General features: G+C 63.6%; 12 protein-coding genes. 6 read left to right on the forward strand and 6 right to left on the reverse strand.

Annotated features, from left to right (window positions below):
* Complete coding sequence (locus ABHM97_RS15550; protein WP_349471397.1) at positions 1-987, forward strand: M56 family metallopeptidase; 987 nt, start codon at positions 1-3, stop codon at positions 985-987.
* 19 nt (positions 988-1,006) lie between these two features.
* Here ABHM97_RS15550 and ABHM97_RS15555 read toward each other — a convergent pair whose 3' ends face one another.
* A complete protein-coding gene (locus tag ABHM97_RS15555; RefSeq protein WP_349471398.1) occupies positions 1,007-1,543 on the reverse strand; it encodes a Chromate resistance protein ChrB in 537 nt (178 codons plus the stop codon).
* 33 nt (positions 1,544-1,576) lie between these two features.
* Between ABHM97_RS15555 and ABHM97_RS15560 the strand changes: the two genes are divergently transcribed.
* Positions 1,577-2,782 (forward strand): MFS transporter, encoded by a 1,206-nt coding sequence (locus tag ABHM97_RS15560; RefSeq protein ID WP_349471399.1) that lies wholly within the window; start codon positions 1,577-1,579, stop codon positions 2,780-2,782.
* Here ABHM97_RS15560 and ABHM97_RS15565 read toward each other — a convergent pair.
* Positions 2,779-4,887 carry a DNA gyrase/topoisomerase IV subunit B gene (locus ABHM97_RS15565; RefSeq protein WP_235520477.1) on the reverse strand — a complete coding sequence of 703 codons (2,109 nt, stop codon included), beginning with the start codon at positions 4,885-4,887 and terminating at the stop codon, positions 2,779-2,781. The genes ABHM97_RS15560 and ABHM97_RS15565 overlap by 4 nt on opposite strands.
* A 256-nt stretch (positions 4,888-5,143) precedes the next feature.
* Between ABHM97_RS15565 and ABHM97_RS15570 the strand changes: the two genes are divergently transcribed.
* Complete coding sequence (locus ABHM97_RS15570; protein WP_018778705.1) at positions 5,144-5,365, forward strand: DUF7455 domain-containing protein; 222 nt, start codon at positions 5,144-5,146, stop codon at positions 5,363-5,365.
* A gap of 174 nt (positions 5,366-5,539) precedes the next feature.
* Here ABHM97_RS15570 and ABHM97_RS15575 read toward each other — a convergent pair whose 3' ends face one another.
* From ABHM97_RS15575 to ABHM97_RS15590, 4 genes are all read right to left on the reverse strand, one after another.
* Entirely contained in the window at positions 5,540-6,844 is a 1,305-nt protein-coding gene (locus tag ABHM97_RS15575; protein WP_349471400.1) for an RNA polymerase sigma factor, read from the reverse strand.
* A gap of 244 nt (positions 6,845-7,088) precedes the next feature.
* On the reverse strand, positions 7,089-8,348 hold the full coding sequence (locus ABHM97_RS15580) for a DUF4192 domain-containing protein (RefSeq protein ID WP_349471401.1): 1,260 nt from the start codon (positions 8,346-8,348) through the stop codon (positions 7,089-7,091).
* 78 nt (positions 8,349-8,426) lie between these two features.
* Positions 8,427-9,794 carry an MFS transporter gene (locus ABHM97_RS15585; RefSeq protein WP_349471402.1) on the reverse strand — a complete coding sequence of 456 codons (1,368 nt, stop codon included), beginning with the start codon at positions 9,792-9,794 and terminating at the stop codon, positions 8,427-8,429.
* A gap of 35 nt (positions 9,795-9,829) precedes the next feature.
* Positions 9,830-10,768: a proteasome assembly chaperone family protein gene (locus ABHM97_RS15590; protein ID WP_235520473.1), complete on the reverse strand. Its 939-nt coding sequence runs from the start codon at positions 10,766-10,768 to the stop codon at positions 9,830-9,832.
* 349 nt (positions 10,769-11,117) lie between these two features.
* On the opposite strand from ABHM97_RS15590, the gene ABHM97_RS15595 reads away from it, so the two are divergent.
* The 3 genes from ABHM97_RS15595 to ABHM97_RS15605 all read left to right on the forward strand — a co-directional run.
* Positions 11,118-12,641, forward strand: coding sequence for a leucyl aminopeptidase (locus ABHM97_RS15595; RefSeq protein WP_235520472.1), 1,524 nt, complete (start codon positions 11,118-11,120; stop codon positions 12,639-12,641).
* 294 nt (positions 12,642-12,935) lie between these two features.
* The gene (lpdA, locus tag ABHM97_RS15600; protein ID WP_235520471.1) at positions 12,936-14,318 is read left to right on the forward strand and encodes a dihydrolipoyl dehydrogenase; all 1,383 of its coding nucleotides are present in this window, start codon (positions 12,936-12,938) and stop codon (positions 14,316-14,318) included.
* A gap of 113 nt (positions 14,319-14,431) precedes the next feature.
* The coding region (locus tag ABHM97_RS15605) for a biotin/lipoyl-containing protein (RefSeq protein ID WP_349471403.1) at positions 14,432-15,220 on the forward strand (789 nt) is incomplete at its 3' end.

A 15,220-nucleotide genomic window follows, 5' to 3' on the forward strand; every position in this document is an offset into this window, starting at 1 on the left:
ATGTTCTGGACCTCATACCTGCTTGCGGTCCTGGCATTGATCCTGGCATGGCCCGTGCCCGTTCTGCTGTCGCGAGCACAGTGGCCTGCACGCTCCCCCTTCACAGCCATGGTGCTGTGGCAGGCGATCGCCCTGGCCGGTGGGCTTTCCATGATTGGCGCCATGCTTGTTTATGGCCTGGAACCCGTGGGCGACAACCTCCTCGCCGGCCTCCGGAGCCTGGCAGGAATGGTCTTCTACAACGAACCCACCACAGCGCTGGGATTCTGGCATCTCTTCGCCCTGTCGGCGGCTGCCCTTCTGACCGCGCACCTGGTCTTCACCCTCCTGCTGACCTACTACAAGATTGAACGCCAGCGGCGCCGGCACCGCGAACTACTGGCCCTGTTGGCATCACCATCCGCCAACGGCCCTGGAACCGTGGTGATTAACCACGACTCGCCGGTGGCATATTGCCTTCCCGGCGGTGCGCGCTCAGTGACCGTGCTCTCCGATGGCCTCATGGCAGCCCTTGAACCCGCCGAACTCCGGGCCGTGCTCATTCACGAGAATGCCCACCTGTCCCAACGCCACGATCTCCTGCTATGGGCCTTCGCCGCCTGGCGGCAGGCGTTGCCATGGTTTCCCACCACCCGGCTGGCCCAGACCGCTGTGAACTCCCTGATCGAGATGCTGGCCGATGACGTGGCCCTCCAAACGGAAAGCAAAGGGACACTCATCAAGGCGATCGCCATTGTCGCCAGCGGTTCGTCCCAGCCGACCGTTGGAACCCACGCCTTCACCACAGGAGGCGCGGTGGTGGAGGGCAATGCAGTCAGCGCTACCGGCGGCGCCGACTCACCACGTACGACGGCGTCCCGCGTCAGCCGCCTTCTCTCGCCGCAGCCTCCGCTCACCAAGGGCCTGCGGATCCTGGTCCTCGCGGCCTCAATCCTCTTGCTGGCCGTACCGACAGCCCTGCTGATCGTGCCCGGGCTCCTGGGCTAGTGCCGGGACCGGCACCTGGCTACTGCTGCAGTGTGACTTCATAGACCCTTGAGGCATAGCGCTCAAGGGCGGTCCCGCACCGCGCAAGATGGTCGGCTGCTTCTCCCGCCTGTGGAAGATGCAGGACATCGCGGGACTTCAATTCGCGGAACCAGCGCCTCAGGCGTTCCAGGCTCTGTTCCTCCTCCTCCAGCTCGGCGAACGTAAACTTTTCGTGGGCAACTTCCTTCGCAATTTCCTGCTCGAACTTGCCACAGTCCGCCATGAACTCGGACCACTCCTCCAGTCGGGCAGCTTCATACGCACTCCGGAAGGTGTCCACGCCCTGGTTACGGGGAGAGGCGTCCACCAACGTCCAGGAGCCACCGCCCTTGGCAACCAGTTCTTCGGCCCGGGCCAATCCGGCGTCGAAGGACGGATGGACGGGAAGCAACCAGGTCCCCGGCGACAGCGGTACCGCGCCAATCCGGCGAAGTTCACGCCAGACCGCCACCCTGTGCCTGGACGGCTGCGAAGGTACCTGGACGAGGATCAGTAGCCAACGTTGATCAATCACAATTCTGAATGTAGCAGCTGTTACATTGGTTTCGTGAATGCCTCAGAACCGTCCGACTCAGCGCGCTTGGTCGCGGCCCGATGGCCCCTCTATGCAGCAGGATTTACCACCGCGTTCGGAGCCCACGCCGTCGCCGCAGGGCTGGGGGCCGAAAGCGCGGACATCGGGCTCAGCCTCCTGGGACTCGGCGTCCTGCTGGCCCTTTACGACATTGCAGAGGTGTTCCTCAAACCGGTTTTTGGCGCCCTCAGCGACCGCATCGGCCCCAAGCCGGTGATCGTGGGCGGTCTGGTTGCTTTCTCCGCCGCTTCCCTTATTGGCCTCTGGGCAGATCAGCCGGCAATGCTTGCCGCAGCCCGCCTGGGACAGGGAATGGCAGCGTCGGCGTTCTCCCCCGCATCATCCGCTGGCGTTGCCCGACTGGCCGGGGGAAAGACCGGTCGCTACTTTGGCCGCTACGGCTCGTGGAAAGGACTGGGCTATGCCATAGGGCCACTCCTGGGGGCCCTGGCCATCGTGGCCGGCGGCTTCGCCTTGCTGTTCCTTGTCCTGTCGGCCCTTGGCCTGGTGGTGGCAGCGTGGGCTGCATTCTCCGTTCCACCGCTGGCACCGCTTCCCCGGCCCAGGTACACCATCGTCGATGTGTGGCGCCAAAGCACGGAGCGCTCGTTCCTGGGACCCACGCTGGTCCTCGCCGCCGCGACGGGAGCCCTGGGTGCCGCCGTCGGATTCCTCCCGGCTCTTGCTGCCCGCGAAGGCCTCGGCACCACCGGCAGTGTTGCCGTCGTGACGGTGCTCGCCGTTGCCTCATCCCTGGTACAGCCACGGATCGGCAGCCTGCGGGACCGGGGCCGGCTTGCCGATAGGCCTGGCATGATGGCCGGACTGGGGGCCAGTGCCGTCGGCACGCTCGTAGCCGCGCTCCTTCCCGGCGCCGGCTGGACGTACGGCGCCGCTGTCCTGATCGGGCTCGGAATAGGCGTCGCGACGCCGCTGGCCTTTGCCCATCTCGCCGACTCGACCCCTCCGGAGCGCCTGGGCCGGACCATGGGGTCGGCGGAGCTCGGACGCGAGCTTGGCGATGCAGGCGGCCCGTTGCTGGTGGGCGGAGTTGCGGTCGGCGCCGGGCTGCCATGGGGACTGGGTGCGTTGGCCCTGGCCGTGGGAGCAGCAGCCCTGGCGGCCCCCGCCGGCCGCACCGCAAAGGACAACGACGCGCCGGCTACGCCCAGCGCCTAAGCGTCGATACGTTCCCTGTCGAGTGTCGCTGCCCCGGCAATAATGAACTCCTTGCGCGGTGCCACGTCCGAACCCATCAAGAGGTCGAACACTTCTTCTGCCCGCTGCGCGCTGTCGATGCCCACCTTCCGGAGGGTCCTGTGCCGCGGATCCATGGTGGTCTCGGCCAGTTGTTGAGCATCCATTTCACCAAGGCCTTTGTACCGCTGGATGGGCTCTTTGTAGCGCTTGCCCTCCTTGGCGAGGTTGTTGAGGAGCACGTGAAGCTCAGCCTCGGAGTAGGTGTAGATCATCTCGTTGGCCTTCTGGCCGGGGTTGATGACCTCAACCCTGTGCAGTGGCGGAACGGCGGCAAATACCCGGCCGGCTTCAACCATGGGACGCATGTAGCGGAAGAACAACGTCAGCAGAAGGGTGCGGATGTGCGCGCCATCGACGTCGGCGTCGGTCATGAGGATGACTTTGCCGTACCGGGCAGCGTCAATATCAAAACTGCGGCCCGAGCCTGCCCCCACCACCTGGATCAGTGCCGCGCACTCAGCGTTGGAGAGCATGTCCCCCACCGAGGCCTTTTGCACGTTGAGGATCTTGCCTCGAATCGGCAGCAGCGCCTGGAAGTCGGATGAGCGCGCGAGCTTGGCGGTACCCAGCGCGGAGTCGCCCTCAACGATGAACAGTTCCGAGCGGGCAACGTCGTCGGTGCGGCAATCCGCGAGCTTCGTGGGCATTGACGAGGTTTCCAGGGCGTTCTTGCGACGCTGGGTTTCCTTATGGACACGGGCCGAGATGCGCGACTTCATCTCGCTGACCATCTTCTCCAGAAGAAGCGCCGACTGGGCCTTGTCGTTGCGGTTGGCCGAATTCAGCCGGGAGGTGATTTCCTTTTCAACGACCTTCGCCACGATCGCCCTGACCGCGGAGGTGCCGAGAATTTCCTTGGTCTGCCCTTCGAACTGGGGCTCGGCCAAACGCACTGTCAACACGGCGGTCAGCCCTGCGAGGATGTCGTCTTTCTCGATCTTGTCGTTGCCGGCTTTCAACTTGCGGGCATTGGTCTCCACCGCTTTGCGGAAAGTCTTCAGGAGGGCAGCCTCAAACCCCGACTGGTGGGTGCCGCCTTTGGGGGTGGCGATGATGTTAACGAAGCTGCGCATGGTGGTCTCGTACCCGATACCCCAGCGCAGGGCAATATCCACCTCGCAGTCGCGCTCGACTTCCGCAATCTTGCTGTGGCCGTTTTCGTCCAGGACGGGCACGGTTTCCTTGAACTTTCCTGAACCATGAAGACGCCAGACGTCAGTCACACCGGAATCGGCTGCAAGGAATTCGACAAACTCGGAGATCCCACCGTCGTGGTGGAATACCTCTTCGTGGGCACCGTTCTCGCCTGGCGTCCCGGCCAGCTTCCGCTCATCACGGACCGTAATTTTCAGGCCCGGAACCAGGAAAGACGTCTGGCGGGCACGCGCCGCCAGGTCGTCATAGGAGAACTTTGCGTCAGGAGTAAAAATCTGGCGGTCTGCCCAATACCGGATGCGGGTACCGGTCACGCCACGCTTGGCCTTCCCCACGACATCCAGCACGGACTTCTCCACGAAGGGCTCAAACGGGGCGTCGGGCCCGGGCTTGGAACCTGGGTCCACGAACCGGCCGGGCTCGCCGCGGCGGAACGACATCTGGTAAGTCTTGCTCCCCCGGTCCACCTGGACGTCCAGCCGGCTCGACAACGCGTTGACTACCGACGCACCCACGCCATGCAGGCCACCGGAAGCAGTGTACGAACCGCCGCCGAACTTGCCACCTGCGTGCAGTTTGGTAAAGACCACCTCGACGCCGGAGAGTCCGGTTTTTGGCTCGACGTCCACGGGGATGCCACGGCCGTCGTCGTGAATTTCGACAGAATTGTCGGCATGCAGGATCACCTTGATGTCGTGGCCGAAACCTGCCAACGCCTCATCCACCGAGTTGTCGATGATCTCCCACAAACAGTGCATGAGGCCGCGGGAGTCGGTGGAACCGATGTACATGCCCGGACGCTTTCGAACGGCTTCCAGGCCTTCAAGGACAGACAGGTGCCGGGCGTTGTATTCAGAACTCGGTGCCACTCGCGGTGTGCTCCTTCAGGGGTATATCTCAGGGTGTTTCCCAGCCGTGATATCGCTGGTAATTCAAGGCAAACACTGCCAATACTAGGCTAGCTGCGGCCACCGACAGGTACGGGTTGCCACTCCCGGGCCAGGGCAACCCGGAAGGTTACGTTACGCACATGTGATACGCGGACAGCGAAAGTGACCCATCCTTGCCATGGATCTGCATCGAATGCTGGTTATATGGATATACAGAACTACTAAGGAGGCCGACATGACAACAGCAGTTGCAGACCGCACGCTGAACGCAGCTGACCGGTGCGATCGTTGCGGAGCCCAGGCGTATGTCCGCGTTGTACTCGAGTCCTCCGGTGGTGAACTGCTCTTCTGCGGCCACCACGCACGTGCAGTAGAAGCTACGCTTCGGCCCATGACTTCGGACTGGCACGATGAGACCGAGCGCCTCAACGAGAAGGCTCCCGTCCCCGTCGACTAAGGCAGGGCACACCGGCAAAGTCCGGAAAACCGTTTGAGCGCACAGGGCTCCTCCCGATCGGGAGGAGCCCTTTTGCGTTGTCCCCACCCAGGTTCAGACGCCGAGCGGGCCGCGGGCAAGAAAGCGGCCCAGCCGGAATTCCGACTGGGCCGCCCACTGGGTGCATCGAACTGTTTAGTCCAGGTAGTCCCGGAGGACCTGTGAGCGGGAGGGGTGCCGCAGCTTGGACATGGTCTTCGATTCGATCTGACGGATACGCTCGCGCGTCACTCCATAGACCTTGCCGATTTCGTCTAAAGTCTTCGGCTGGCCGTCGGTCAGGCCGAAGCGCATGGCCACGACGCCGGCTTCACGCTCGGACAGGGTGTCCAGGACGGAATGCAGCTGCTCCTGGAGGAGGGTAAAGCTGACCGCGTCCGCGGGAACAACAGCTTCCGAGTCCTCGATCAGGTCACCGAACTCCGAGTCGCCGTCCTCACCCAACGGGGTGTGCAGGGAAATAGGCTCACGGCCGTACTTCTGGACTTCGACGACCTTCTCGGGCGTCATGTCCAGCTCCAACGCCAATTCTTCCGGCGTAGGTTCGCGGCCGAGGTCCTGGAGCATCTGCCGCTGGACACGGGCCAGCTTGTTGATGACTTCCACCATGTGCACCGGGATACGGATGGTGCGGGCCTGGTCAGCCATCGCGCGGGTGATGGCCTGGCGGATCCACCAGGTGGCGTAGGTGGAGAACTTGAAGCCCTTGGTGTAGTCGAACTTCTCCACGGCGCGGATGAGGCCCAGGTTGCCTTCCTGGATCAGGTCGAGGAAGAGCATGCCACGCCCGGTGTAGCGCTTGGCCAGCGAAACAACGAGTCGCAGGTTGGCCTCAAGGAGGTGGTTCTTGGCGCGCTTGCCGTCGTGGATCACGAATTCGAGTTCGCGCTTGAGCTTCGGGTCCATGGATCCGTCGTCAGCGTTGATCTTTTCTTCGGCGAAGAGTCCGGCTTCAATGCGGAGGGCGAGGTCGACTTCCTGCTCGGCATTCAGCAGGGCGACCTTACCGATCTGCTTCAGGTAGTCCTTGACGGGGTCGGCCGTAGCGCCTGCCGACATGACCTGCTGGACGGGAGCATCGTCATCATCGGCATCAGAGTAAACGAACCCCGAACCGGACGGAGCTGCCTTTTCCTTGGGGGCAGCGGCATCCTCTGCGTCGTCATCTCCGACTTCAACCTCTTCCGCTGCAGCGGGATCGAAGTCTTCGTCCTCGGCGTTGGCGTCCTCGGCGTCTGAGGACTGGTTCGCGGCTTCAGCGGCGGCCTTCGCGCCGGGCTTGGGTCCGCGCTTCTTGGGTGCAGGCTTGTCAGAGCCACCCTCTGAGGCTTTGTTGGCAGCACGCGTAGCGGCGCGCTTTGCCGATGTGGCCGCCTTCTTTTCCTCAGCGGACAGTTCGGCCAGGTCGGCGGGTTCCTTCTCGACGGAAGACGGGGTCACAGAAAACCTTTCTAGCGGCGGTCTGTGGAATCACCATACGGGCAACACCACTATGACCCTGTCAAGTCCGCGATCAATTTCAAATGTGATCGCCGCCTGCAGAGTCCTTATGTAGAACTCCCGACGACGCTGTTATGTTCCCGATCTCCGGGACACTTCAGGCATTCGAACGCGGACCCAACCGGGTCTCGGCATCCATTGTCTCACGATTTTGGAAAACCCACGCCTGATAAATGGTCAGGCACTACACAGAAAGGTCACGCCGCCCCCGCCAGGCCGATTCAGGCCGTCGCGCCCACTCGCAAATGGCACCCTGCGCCAGAACGTCAGTGAGCAATTCTGCCAAGCGGTAGCCAGGACACGCTGACTCTGCGAGCTCCAGGCTGGCATGGGCTATTGAACCCCTGCCTTTGCACCAGGAAATCCAGCCTTGGATGGTCAAGGCTGCCGCAGCCACGGCACCGTTTTCCTCTTCGACGCACAGAGTCGACATAACCTGTTGCAGCGCGTGGAGCTGAGGCCAAAGGGGCACCTCTGGCCGCATTCCCAGGAGTACATCCCCATAGGTGTACACGTCCACCGCGCTCCAGGACCCGGCCGGGGACGCGTCGGACGCTGTGGCAGCAACGGCCGGCACCCCCACCTCGCACGGATCGAAGACGGGGTCTTCCCCGCCTTCATCATCGAAGAACCCGTATGCCGCGGCTCCGGACTTTGCCGACTCGATTCCGGCGGCTGCCATGACGATGACAGCGTCCCGCCACGCCGGGACCTTCAGTGTCATCCGCAGGAATCCTACAAGCCCGGCATCCTGTCCCGGGTGTAACGGATTACGTTCCCCTCGGGTGCTGATGACATGCTGCCAAACGGCCAGGACCGCATCCAAGCACCGCTCGCTGCGCCACAGGCTGAGCATCCGCTCACCGTAGTGCGTCTCCGCCTCAAGGACTCCCGCATCAAGGCTCCCGGGCCGGGCGAGGGACGACGTCCCTGGGCCCGCTCCCGGTGGTGGACCGACCATACTCCCCTGGTACACCAACTCTGCGCTCAGCCTGCTGTCCCTAATGCTGTCGACGGAGCGGCCGGGCACCGGGCAACAACCTGTATCAGTGCAGTAAGCGCTGCGCCAATAGTCCTTTCCCACCAACCACGCGTCCCGAACAGATAAATCCACCTCGTCAAGGCATTGGCGCAGCTCCGCGAGTAGCGGAACCATGGTGCGGACCACGGCACCGTCTGCCCAACCGTAATCGGAGTAGAGGGCCAGGAGAACGCCATCCGCTTCTTCGTCAGCGATCAGGTAGCTGCGGACCCGGTCGGCAAAACCGGCAAGGACCTGTGGCGTATGTCGGGCGGGAAGATCGACGCGCAGTGTCGCGCCGAGAACCTTCCCCTGCATGGTGATCGCCACAAGGCTGTCTTCAGGCCAGTAGCCCAACATATGCGGAATGTAGCCGAGGACGTCTTCGGGTTGGCGAATGCTCAGGGTTTTGTTTGATGTCATGGCTCCAGCCTGCGCAAGCCAAGCCGGCGGCACCAGAAACCACTCGCCGTATGTGGAAAAGCTGCGGTCGTTCTTGCCCTAGGCCCGGTTCGTCCCGTCGCCCGCAGCTTCGGCGCGCTGGCTGCGTCGCCGCTCTATCCGTTCCCGGCGCTGCTTGGCGAACGTAGCCACCAAGGGAGGCACGTGGATTCCCTGGGCAGCCATCTGCCGGCGGACCTTGCGCCGGGTCATCAGGATCAGGACCGTTCCAAGCCCAAGGAGCACGAACTGAACGCTGAGGGCGATGCGGAAGGACGCCAAGCCGTACAACTCACCACCGGAGAAGCCACTGGCGTTGAGCAGGTCCAGGACAAGGCCAATGAGGTAGATCGCGACGAGCGCCGCAATGAAGCCCCCGACGTTGACGATCCCTGTAGCCGTGCCGATCCGATGGGAAGGGTTGAAGGTGCGGGCGAAGTCGAATCCAATCATGGATCCAGGGCCACCAATGGCCAGCACAACCACGAGGATCACCAGGAGCCAGAGCGGAGCCCGTTCAGGCAGGGCCAGGACCGCAGCCCATGCCAGGGCCGTGGCGAGCGTAATCAGCAGGACCAGCGCAGATCGTCGCATGGGATGCTTGGCGACGAAGCGTCCGAAGCCCGGACCTGCCACGATGGCCGTAGCCACGAAGAGTGCCATCAACGCCGAAACCGTGCCAGCGTCCAGGCCTTGGGCGGAGAGCAGGAACGGGTAGCCCCAGGTCATCGCAAAGAGGTTTCCACTGAATTGCACGGTGAAGTGGCTCCAGAGCCCGAGCCGGGTGCCGGGCTGCTTCCAGGCACGCGACAGCGAGACACCGGTAGCCCTGAGCCCTTGACCTTCCGCCCGCGGCGGGTGCCCTGGAGGCGCGTCCCGCAGTAGTGCAAGCACAAGAACGACGGCGAGCACCGACATTGCGGCCAGCGTCAGGAACGCCGGCGTCCAACCGGCGGAATGCAGGAGCAGCGCGAAGGGAACGACGCTGAAGAGTTGTCCCAGTTGGCCGCACATCCCCGTGAGCTGGGTAACCAGCGGCACCTTGGCCGGGGCAAACCATAAGGGGACCAGGCGGATCACGGAGATGAAGGTCATGGCATCGCCTGCCCCTACCAGGACCCGGCCCAGGACCCCGCCGGGAACACTCTCAGCGAAAGCCAACTGCAACTGTCCCAAGCCCATGAGGACGGCACCACCGGCCACCATGGCACGGGAGCCGAACCGGTCCACCAGGACACCCACCGGGATCTGCAGGCCGGCGTAAACCAGCAACTGCAGCACCGTGAAGAATGAGATCGCAGCGGCACTGGCGTCAAAACGTTCCGTGGCTTCCAGGCCTGCGACACCAAAGGATGTGCGCTGCGCGACTGCCACGAGGTAGGCGAACACGCCGATTGTCCAGATGAGCCAGGCGCGGGGAGCATTCACCCCCCAATTATGCCTCCCACGACTTCAAAGCTGATTTATTGCGGCGAGTCTTTACGGGCCAGGTATGCCTCCACGGCCGCACCGATGTCCTCGGCGTTGGGCAGCTCGTCATTCTCGTCGGCCAGCAACGAACGGCGCACAATGCCTTCGGATTTCTCGTCGTACCGGGTCTCCAGGTTGGAGACCACCGCCTGCACCTCTTCGGAGGCCTGGATCTGCTCGGCGATCTGGCGGCCCACTTCGCGTCCCGCTTCACGCAGCCGGTCGGTGGGCAGCATCAAGGATGTTGCGGCACCCAGGTACTCCAACCCTGCCACGGCGGCTGGCGGGTACTCGGCTTCGGCAAGGTAATGCGGTACGTGGATGACGTAGCCTGCCACGTTCCGCTCCGCTTCAGTAAGTCGAAGCTCAAGGATGTGGCCAATTGCGGCGGGCACGTCGACGGTGGGCTTCCAGCTGGAGATGCCATCGATCAGCTCGGGCCGGTTACCGTGCACTGTGACGCCAATCGGCCGCGTGTGCGGCACCGGCATGGGGATGGAATGTATCCACGTCACCAGGTTCACGTCCAGCTTCTCAACGATTCCGACGACGGCCCGGGAGAACCGCTCCCACTGAAGGTCCGGTTCAAAACCGGCCAGCAGCAGGAAGGGCTGGCCGAGGCCGTCGTTCAACTTGTACAGGCCGAGCTTCGGCGCCTGGTAGTCCTCAAGATGGTCTTCGATAAAGCTGATGTGCGGCCGTCGCGAGCGGTAGTCGATGAGCTGGTCGGCGTCGAACATGGCAACTACCTGGACGTCGTCTCCATCCAGGAGCTCGGCGTTGATCTGCCGGACCACGTGACCGGCATCGGCGAAGCCCGTGAAGCCCATGACCATGTCCAGGCCCCGGAGTTCAGGGCTGTGGAACGTCTCGATGTTGCTCGCATAGAGCGACTCGGGGTCCAGGAGGGAGCCGGATATCCGTTCAAACACGGCATGTTCCTTTCACGAAGACAAACTTCACGACAACGACAAATTTCAGGGTGGCCAGCTGTTGCCGGAGGTTGGGACCAGGGTCTCCCCCGCCCGGCAGCGGCACTCTTCTCTAGTTGTACAACGCACCACTTCGACCGGGCATTCCTGCCCCCGTTGTGCTGCAGCTCTCATTTAATTGCTGTCCAAAGCACCCGAGAGACTACGATCGAAACGGACCGGCGCCTGTGCGGCGCCGGCCCTGAAGACCAAGGCCGCCGTCGCAAGATGACGTGGGGCGACAACCGGGGCAGGCCGCCAAACATGCGGCCCCGCCATGCAATGCAGAGAGAAGTGAGGACAGATCCTCGTGGTCAAGACTACTGACATCATCCTGGGCATCATCGCCAAAGACCTGAAAAAGTCCCCCAGCGACGCCCTTGTGCTTGGCGTTGCGCAGGGAACGGACGGCCCGGTGCTGCTGTCCAACCCGTTGAGCGCCAAGGCGGCCGAGTCGGTAGCCGGCTCCCTGCAGCTGCTGGGGATCACAGGCGCCGCTGATCAGGTCCACCGGCTGCCGGGGCTCCCGGAATCAGGTTCGGAGATTCTGGTTCTGGCGGGCGTGGGCAAACTGCCCGACGGCGGCAGCCTCACCGAAGAAGCCCTGCGCCGCGCCGCCGGGTCTGCCGTCCGGCAGCTGGCCGGCGTCTCTTCGGTAACCCTCGCGTTCCCGACGACCACCGTCGCCGACGTCGCAGCACTGGCCGAAGGTGCAGCCCTGGGTGCCTACTCCTACACGGAGCACCGCTCCAGCAAGGACGGACTCAAGGCCCCGGTCGCCAAGGCCTTGATCTTCTCTGACGTGGATGCCAAGGAGGCACAGCCCGCACTGGACAGGGCCACCGTGCTGGCACGCGCAGTCAATGCCACCCGGACGCTGGTCAACCAGCCGCCCAGCCACCTGTATCCCGAGTCGTTTGCAGAGTCCGCCAAGGAACTCGCCAAGGGCCTCCCCGTGAAGGTAACGGTCTGGGACGAGAAGCGACTCGACAAGGAAGGCTTCGGCGGCATCATGGGCGTCGGCAAGGGGTCAACCCGCCAGCCGCGACTGGTCAAGGTCGAATACGCGCCCGCCAAGGCCACCAAAAAGATCGCCCTCGTCGGCAAGGGCATCACGTTCGATACCGGCGGCATCTCGATTAAGCCGGCCCTCGGAATGGGCGACATGAAGAGCGACATGGCCGGTGCCGCCGTCGTACTTAACGCAGTCCTGGCCATCGCCTCGCTTGGCCTTCCCATCAAGGCGACCGCGTGGCTCTGCATTGCGGAGAATATGCCGTCCGGTGCCGCGCAGCGGCCTGCCGACGTGCTGACGGTCTACGGCGGCAAGACGGTTGAAGTCCTTAACACTGACGCCGAAGGCCGTCTGGTGATGGCCGACGGCATCGTTGCTGCCAGCCTGGAACACCCGGACGCCATCATTGACGTGGCCACCCTCACCGGCGCGCAACTGATCGCTTTGGGCCTGCGTACTGCCGGGGTCATGGGCTCCGACTCCGTCACTGCAGCCCTTAAGTCAGCCGCTGACAGGGCCGGTGAGCTGGTGTGGCCCATGCCCCTGCCCGAAGAACTGCGGCCGAGCCTGGACTCACAGGTTGCGGACCTGGCCAACATCGGTGAACGCAACGGTGGCATGATGACCGCTGCGGTCTTCCTGCGCGAGTTCGTGGGCAAGAACGGCGACGGCCAGCAGATCCCGTGGGCCCACGTGGACATTGCCGGGCCGTCGTTCAACAACGGCAGCCCGTACGGCTACACCCCCAAGCAGGGCACCGGCTGCACCGTGCGGACCTTGGTTGCCTACGCCGAGGACCTCCTGGCGGTCTCCGCCTAGCAGCATTCCCTGCCCTCCGAGGGCGTGCGGGCCCCTGCGCATCCATGACCAGGGGCCCGCACAACCCCGGAATTATGCGGCGTGTAGGGCTGTGTCACAAGTGAACGTGAGTCTCGACACAAGCACACCACAAACGCCCGCGGAGGGTGGAGCATGGGTAGGTGGTTCGCTAAGGTGAACTCGGTAGTCACAAATGCAAGAGAACTTAGGTGCTGGCATAATCACGGCAGAACAAGTTCCAAAGACCAGATGGCACGCAGTCCCGTGTCATCACTCACGCGAGGGAGCGTTTTAGTGGCCGATCAGGCAACTGCGCAAGAATTCGACATCCTGGTACTCGGTGGCGGCAGCGGCGGCTACGCCACTGCCCTGCGGGCCGTGCAGCTTGGGTTCACCGTTGGCCTTGTGGAAAAGGCAAAGCTCGGCGGGACCTGCCTGCACAACGGCTGTATTCCCACCAAGGCCCTCCTGCACTCGGCCGAACTGGCCGACCATGCACGCGATTCCGCCAAGTATGGCGTTAACGTCACGCTGGACAGCATCGACATGCCGGCCGTCAACGCCTACAAGGACGGCATCATTGCCGGAAAGTACAAGGGCCTCCAGGGACTCATCAAGTCCAAGGGCATCACCGTCATCGAAGGTGAAGGCAAGCTCCAGGGCAACAACACCGTCGTCGTGAACGGCACGTCCTACACGGGCAAGAACATCGTCCTTGCCACGGGTTCCTACTCCCGTTCACTGCCTGGCCTCGAAATCGGCGGCAAGGTCATCACCTCGGACCAGGCCCTCACCATGGATTACATCCCCAAGAGCGCCATCGTCCTGGGCGGCGGTGTCATCGGCGTCGAATTCGCTTCCGTCTGGAAGTCCTTCGGCGTTGACGTCACCATCATCGAAGGCCTCCCCTCCTTGGTTCCCAACGAGGACGCCTCAATCGTCAAGAACCTCGAGCGCGCCTTCAAGAAGCGCGGCATCAAGTTCACCACCGGGATCTTCTTCCAGGGCGTCGAGCAGAACGACGACGGCGTCAAGGTCACCTTGGTTGACGGCCAGACGTTCGAAGCCGATCTCCTGCTCGTAGCAGTCGGCCGCGGTCCTGTGACCGCAAACCTGGGCTACGAGGAAGCCGGCATCACCATCGACCGTGGCTTCGTCATCACCAACGAGCGCCTCCACACCGGCGTTGGCAACATCTACGCCGTGGGCGACATCGTCCCGGGCGTCCAGCTTGCACACCGCGGCTACCAGCAGGGCATCTTTGTCGCCGAGGAAATCGCCGGCCTCAACCCGGCCATCGTCGAGGACATCAACATCCCCAAGGTCACCTACTGCGAGCCTGAAATCGCCACCGTCGGTTACACCGAAAAGGCCGCCAAGGCCAAGTTCGGCGACGACCAGGTGCAGACCCAGGAATACAACCTTGCCGGCAACGGCAAGAGCTCCATCCTTGGTACCGGTGGCATCGTCAAGCTCGTCCGCCAGAAGGACGGCCCCGTAGTTGGCATCCACATGATCGGTTCGCGCATCGGTGAGCAGATCGGTGAGGCCCAGCTGATCGTGAACTGGGAAGCCTACCCGGAGGATGTGGCCCAGTTGGTCCATGCCCACCCCACCCAGAACGAAGCACTGGGCGAAGCCCACCTCGCCCTCGCGGGCAAGCCGCTCCACGGCTAAGTCTTTACCCAAGACAAACGGGTCGGGTGCATGCGGCGGAATCAGCCGGATGCACCCGACCCGGACCAGCAGAATTCATCCGCACAAAGATCAATAAGGAGAACGGGGACGACATGTCTGAATCCGTTAACTTGCCCGCCCTCGGTGAGAGTGTCACCGAAGGAACCGTCACCCGCTGGCTCAAGCAGGTTGGTGACCGGGTGGAGATCGACGAGCCGTTGCTCGAGGTTTCAACCGACAAAGTAGACACCGAAATCCCTTCTCCGATCTCAGGCGTCATCGAAGAAATCCTCGTCGCTGAAGACGAGACGGCCGAAGTTGGCGCCCCCTTGGTCCGCATCGGCGACGGCTCAGGCTCTGCTGCCGACGCCGCGCCGGCCCAGGAGGCTCCGGCTGCGCCCGCAGAGGAAGCACCCGCTGCACCTGCGCCCGCAGAAGAGGCTCCCGCAGCGCCTGCTGCCGAAGCTCCCGCAGCCTCCGGCGACGAAGGCCACGAAGTAACCCTCCCGGCCCTCGGCGAGAGTGTCACCGAAGGAACTGTGACGCGCTGGCTCAAGGCCGTGGGCGACACCGTTGAGGTTGACGAACCACTCCTCGAGGTTTCCACCGACAAGGTCGACACCGAGATCCCCTCCCCCGTTGCCGGCACCCTTCAGGAGATCCGCGTCAACGAAGACGAGACCGCTGAAGTTGGCTCTGTCCTGGCCGTCATCGGCTCCGGCGCCGCACCAGCCGCGGCTCCGGCTGCCGCACCTGCGCCTGCTGCCGAGAAGCCCGCTGAGGCACCTGCTGCCCCGGCCGCTGCGCCTGCACCTGCTGCCCCGGCTCCCGCTGCACCGGCTCCCGCGGCCCCCGCCGCTGCACCGGCTCCCGCGGCCCCCGCCGCTGCACCGGCTCCCGCT

This window comes from Paenarthrobacter sp. CAP02, assembly GCF_040137855.1.
In the GTDB taxonomy this organism is placed as follows: Bacteria; Actinomycetota; Actinomycetes; order Actinomycetales; family Micrococcaceae; genus Arthrobacter.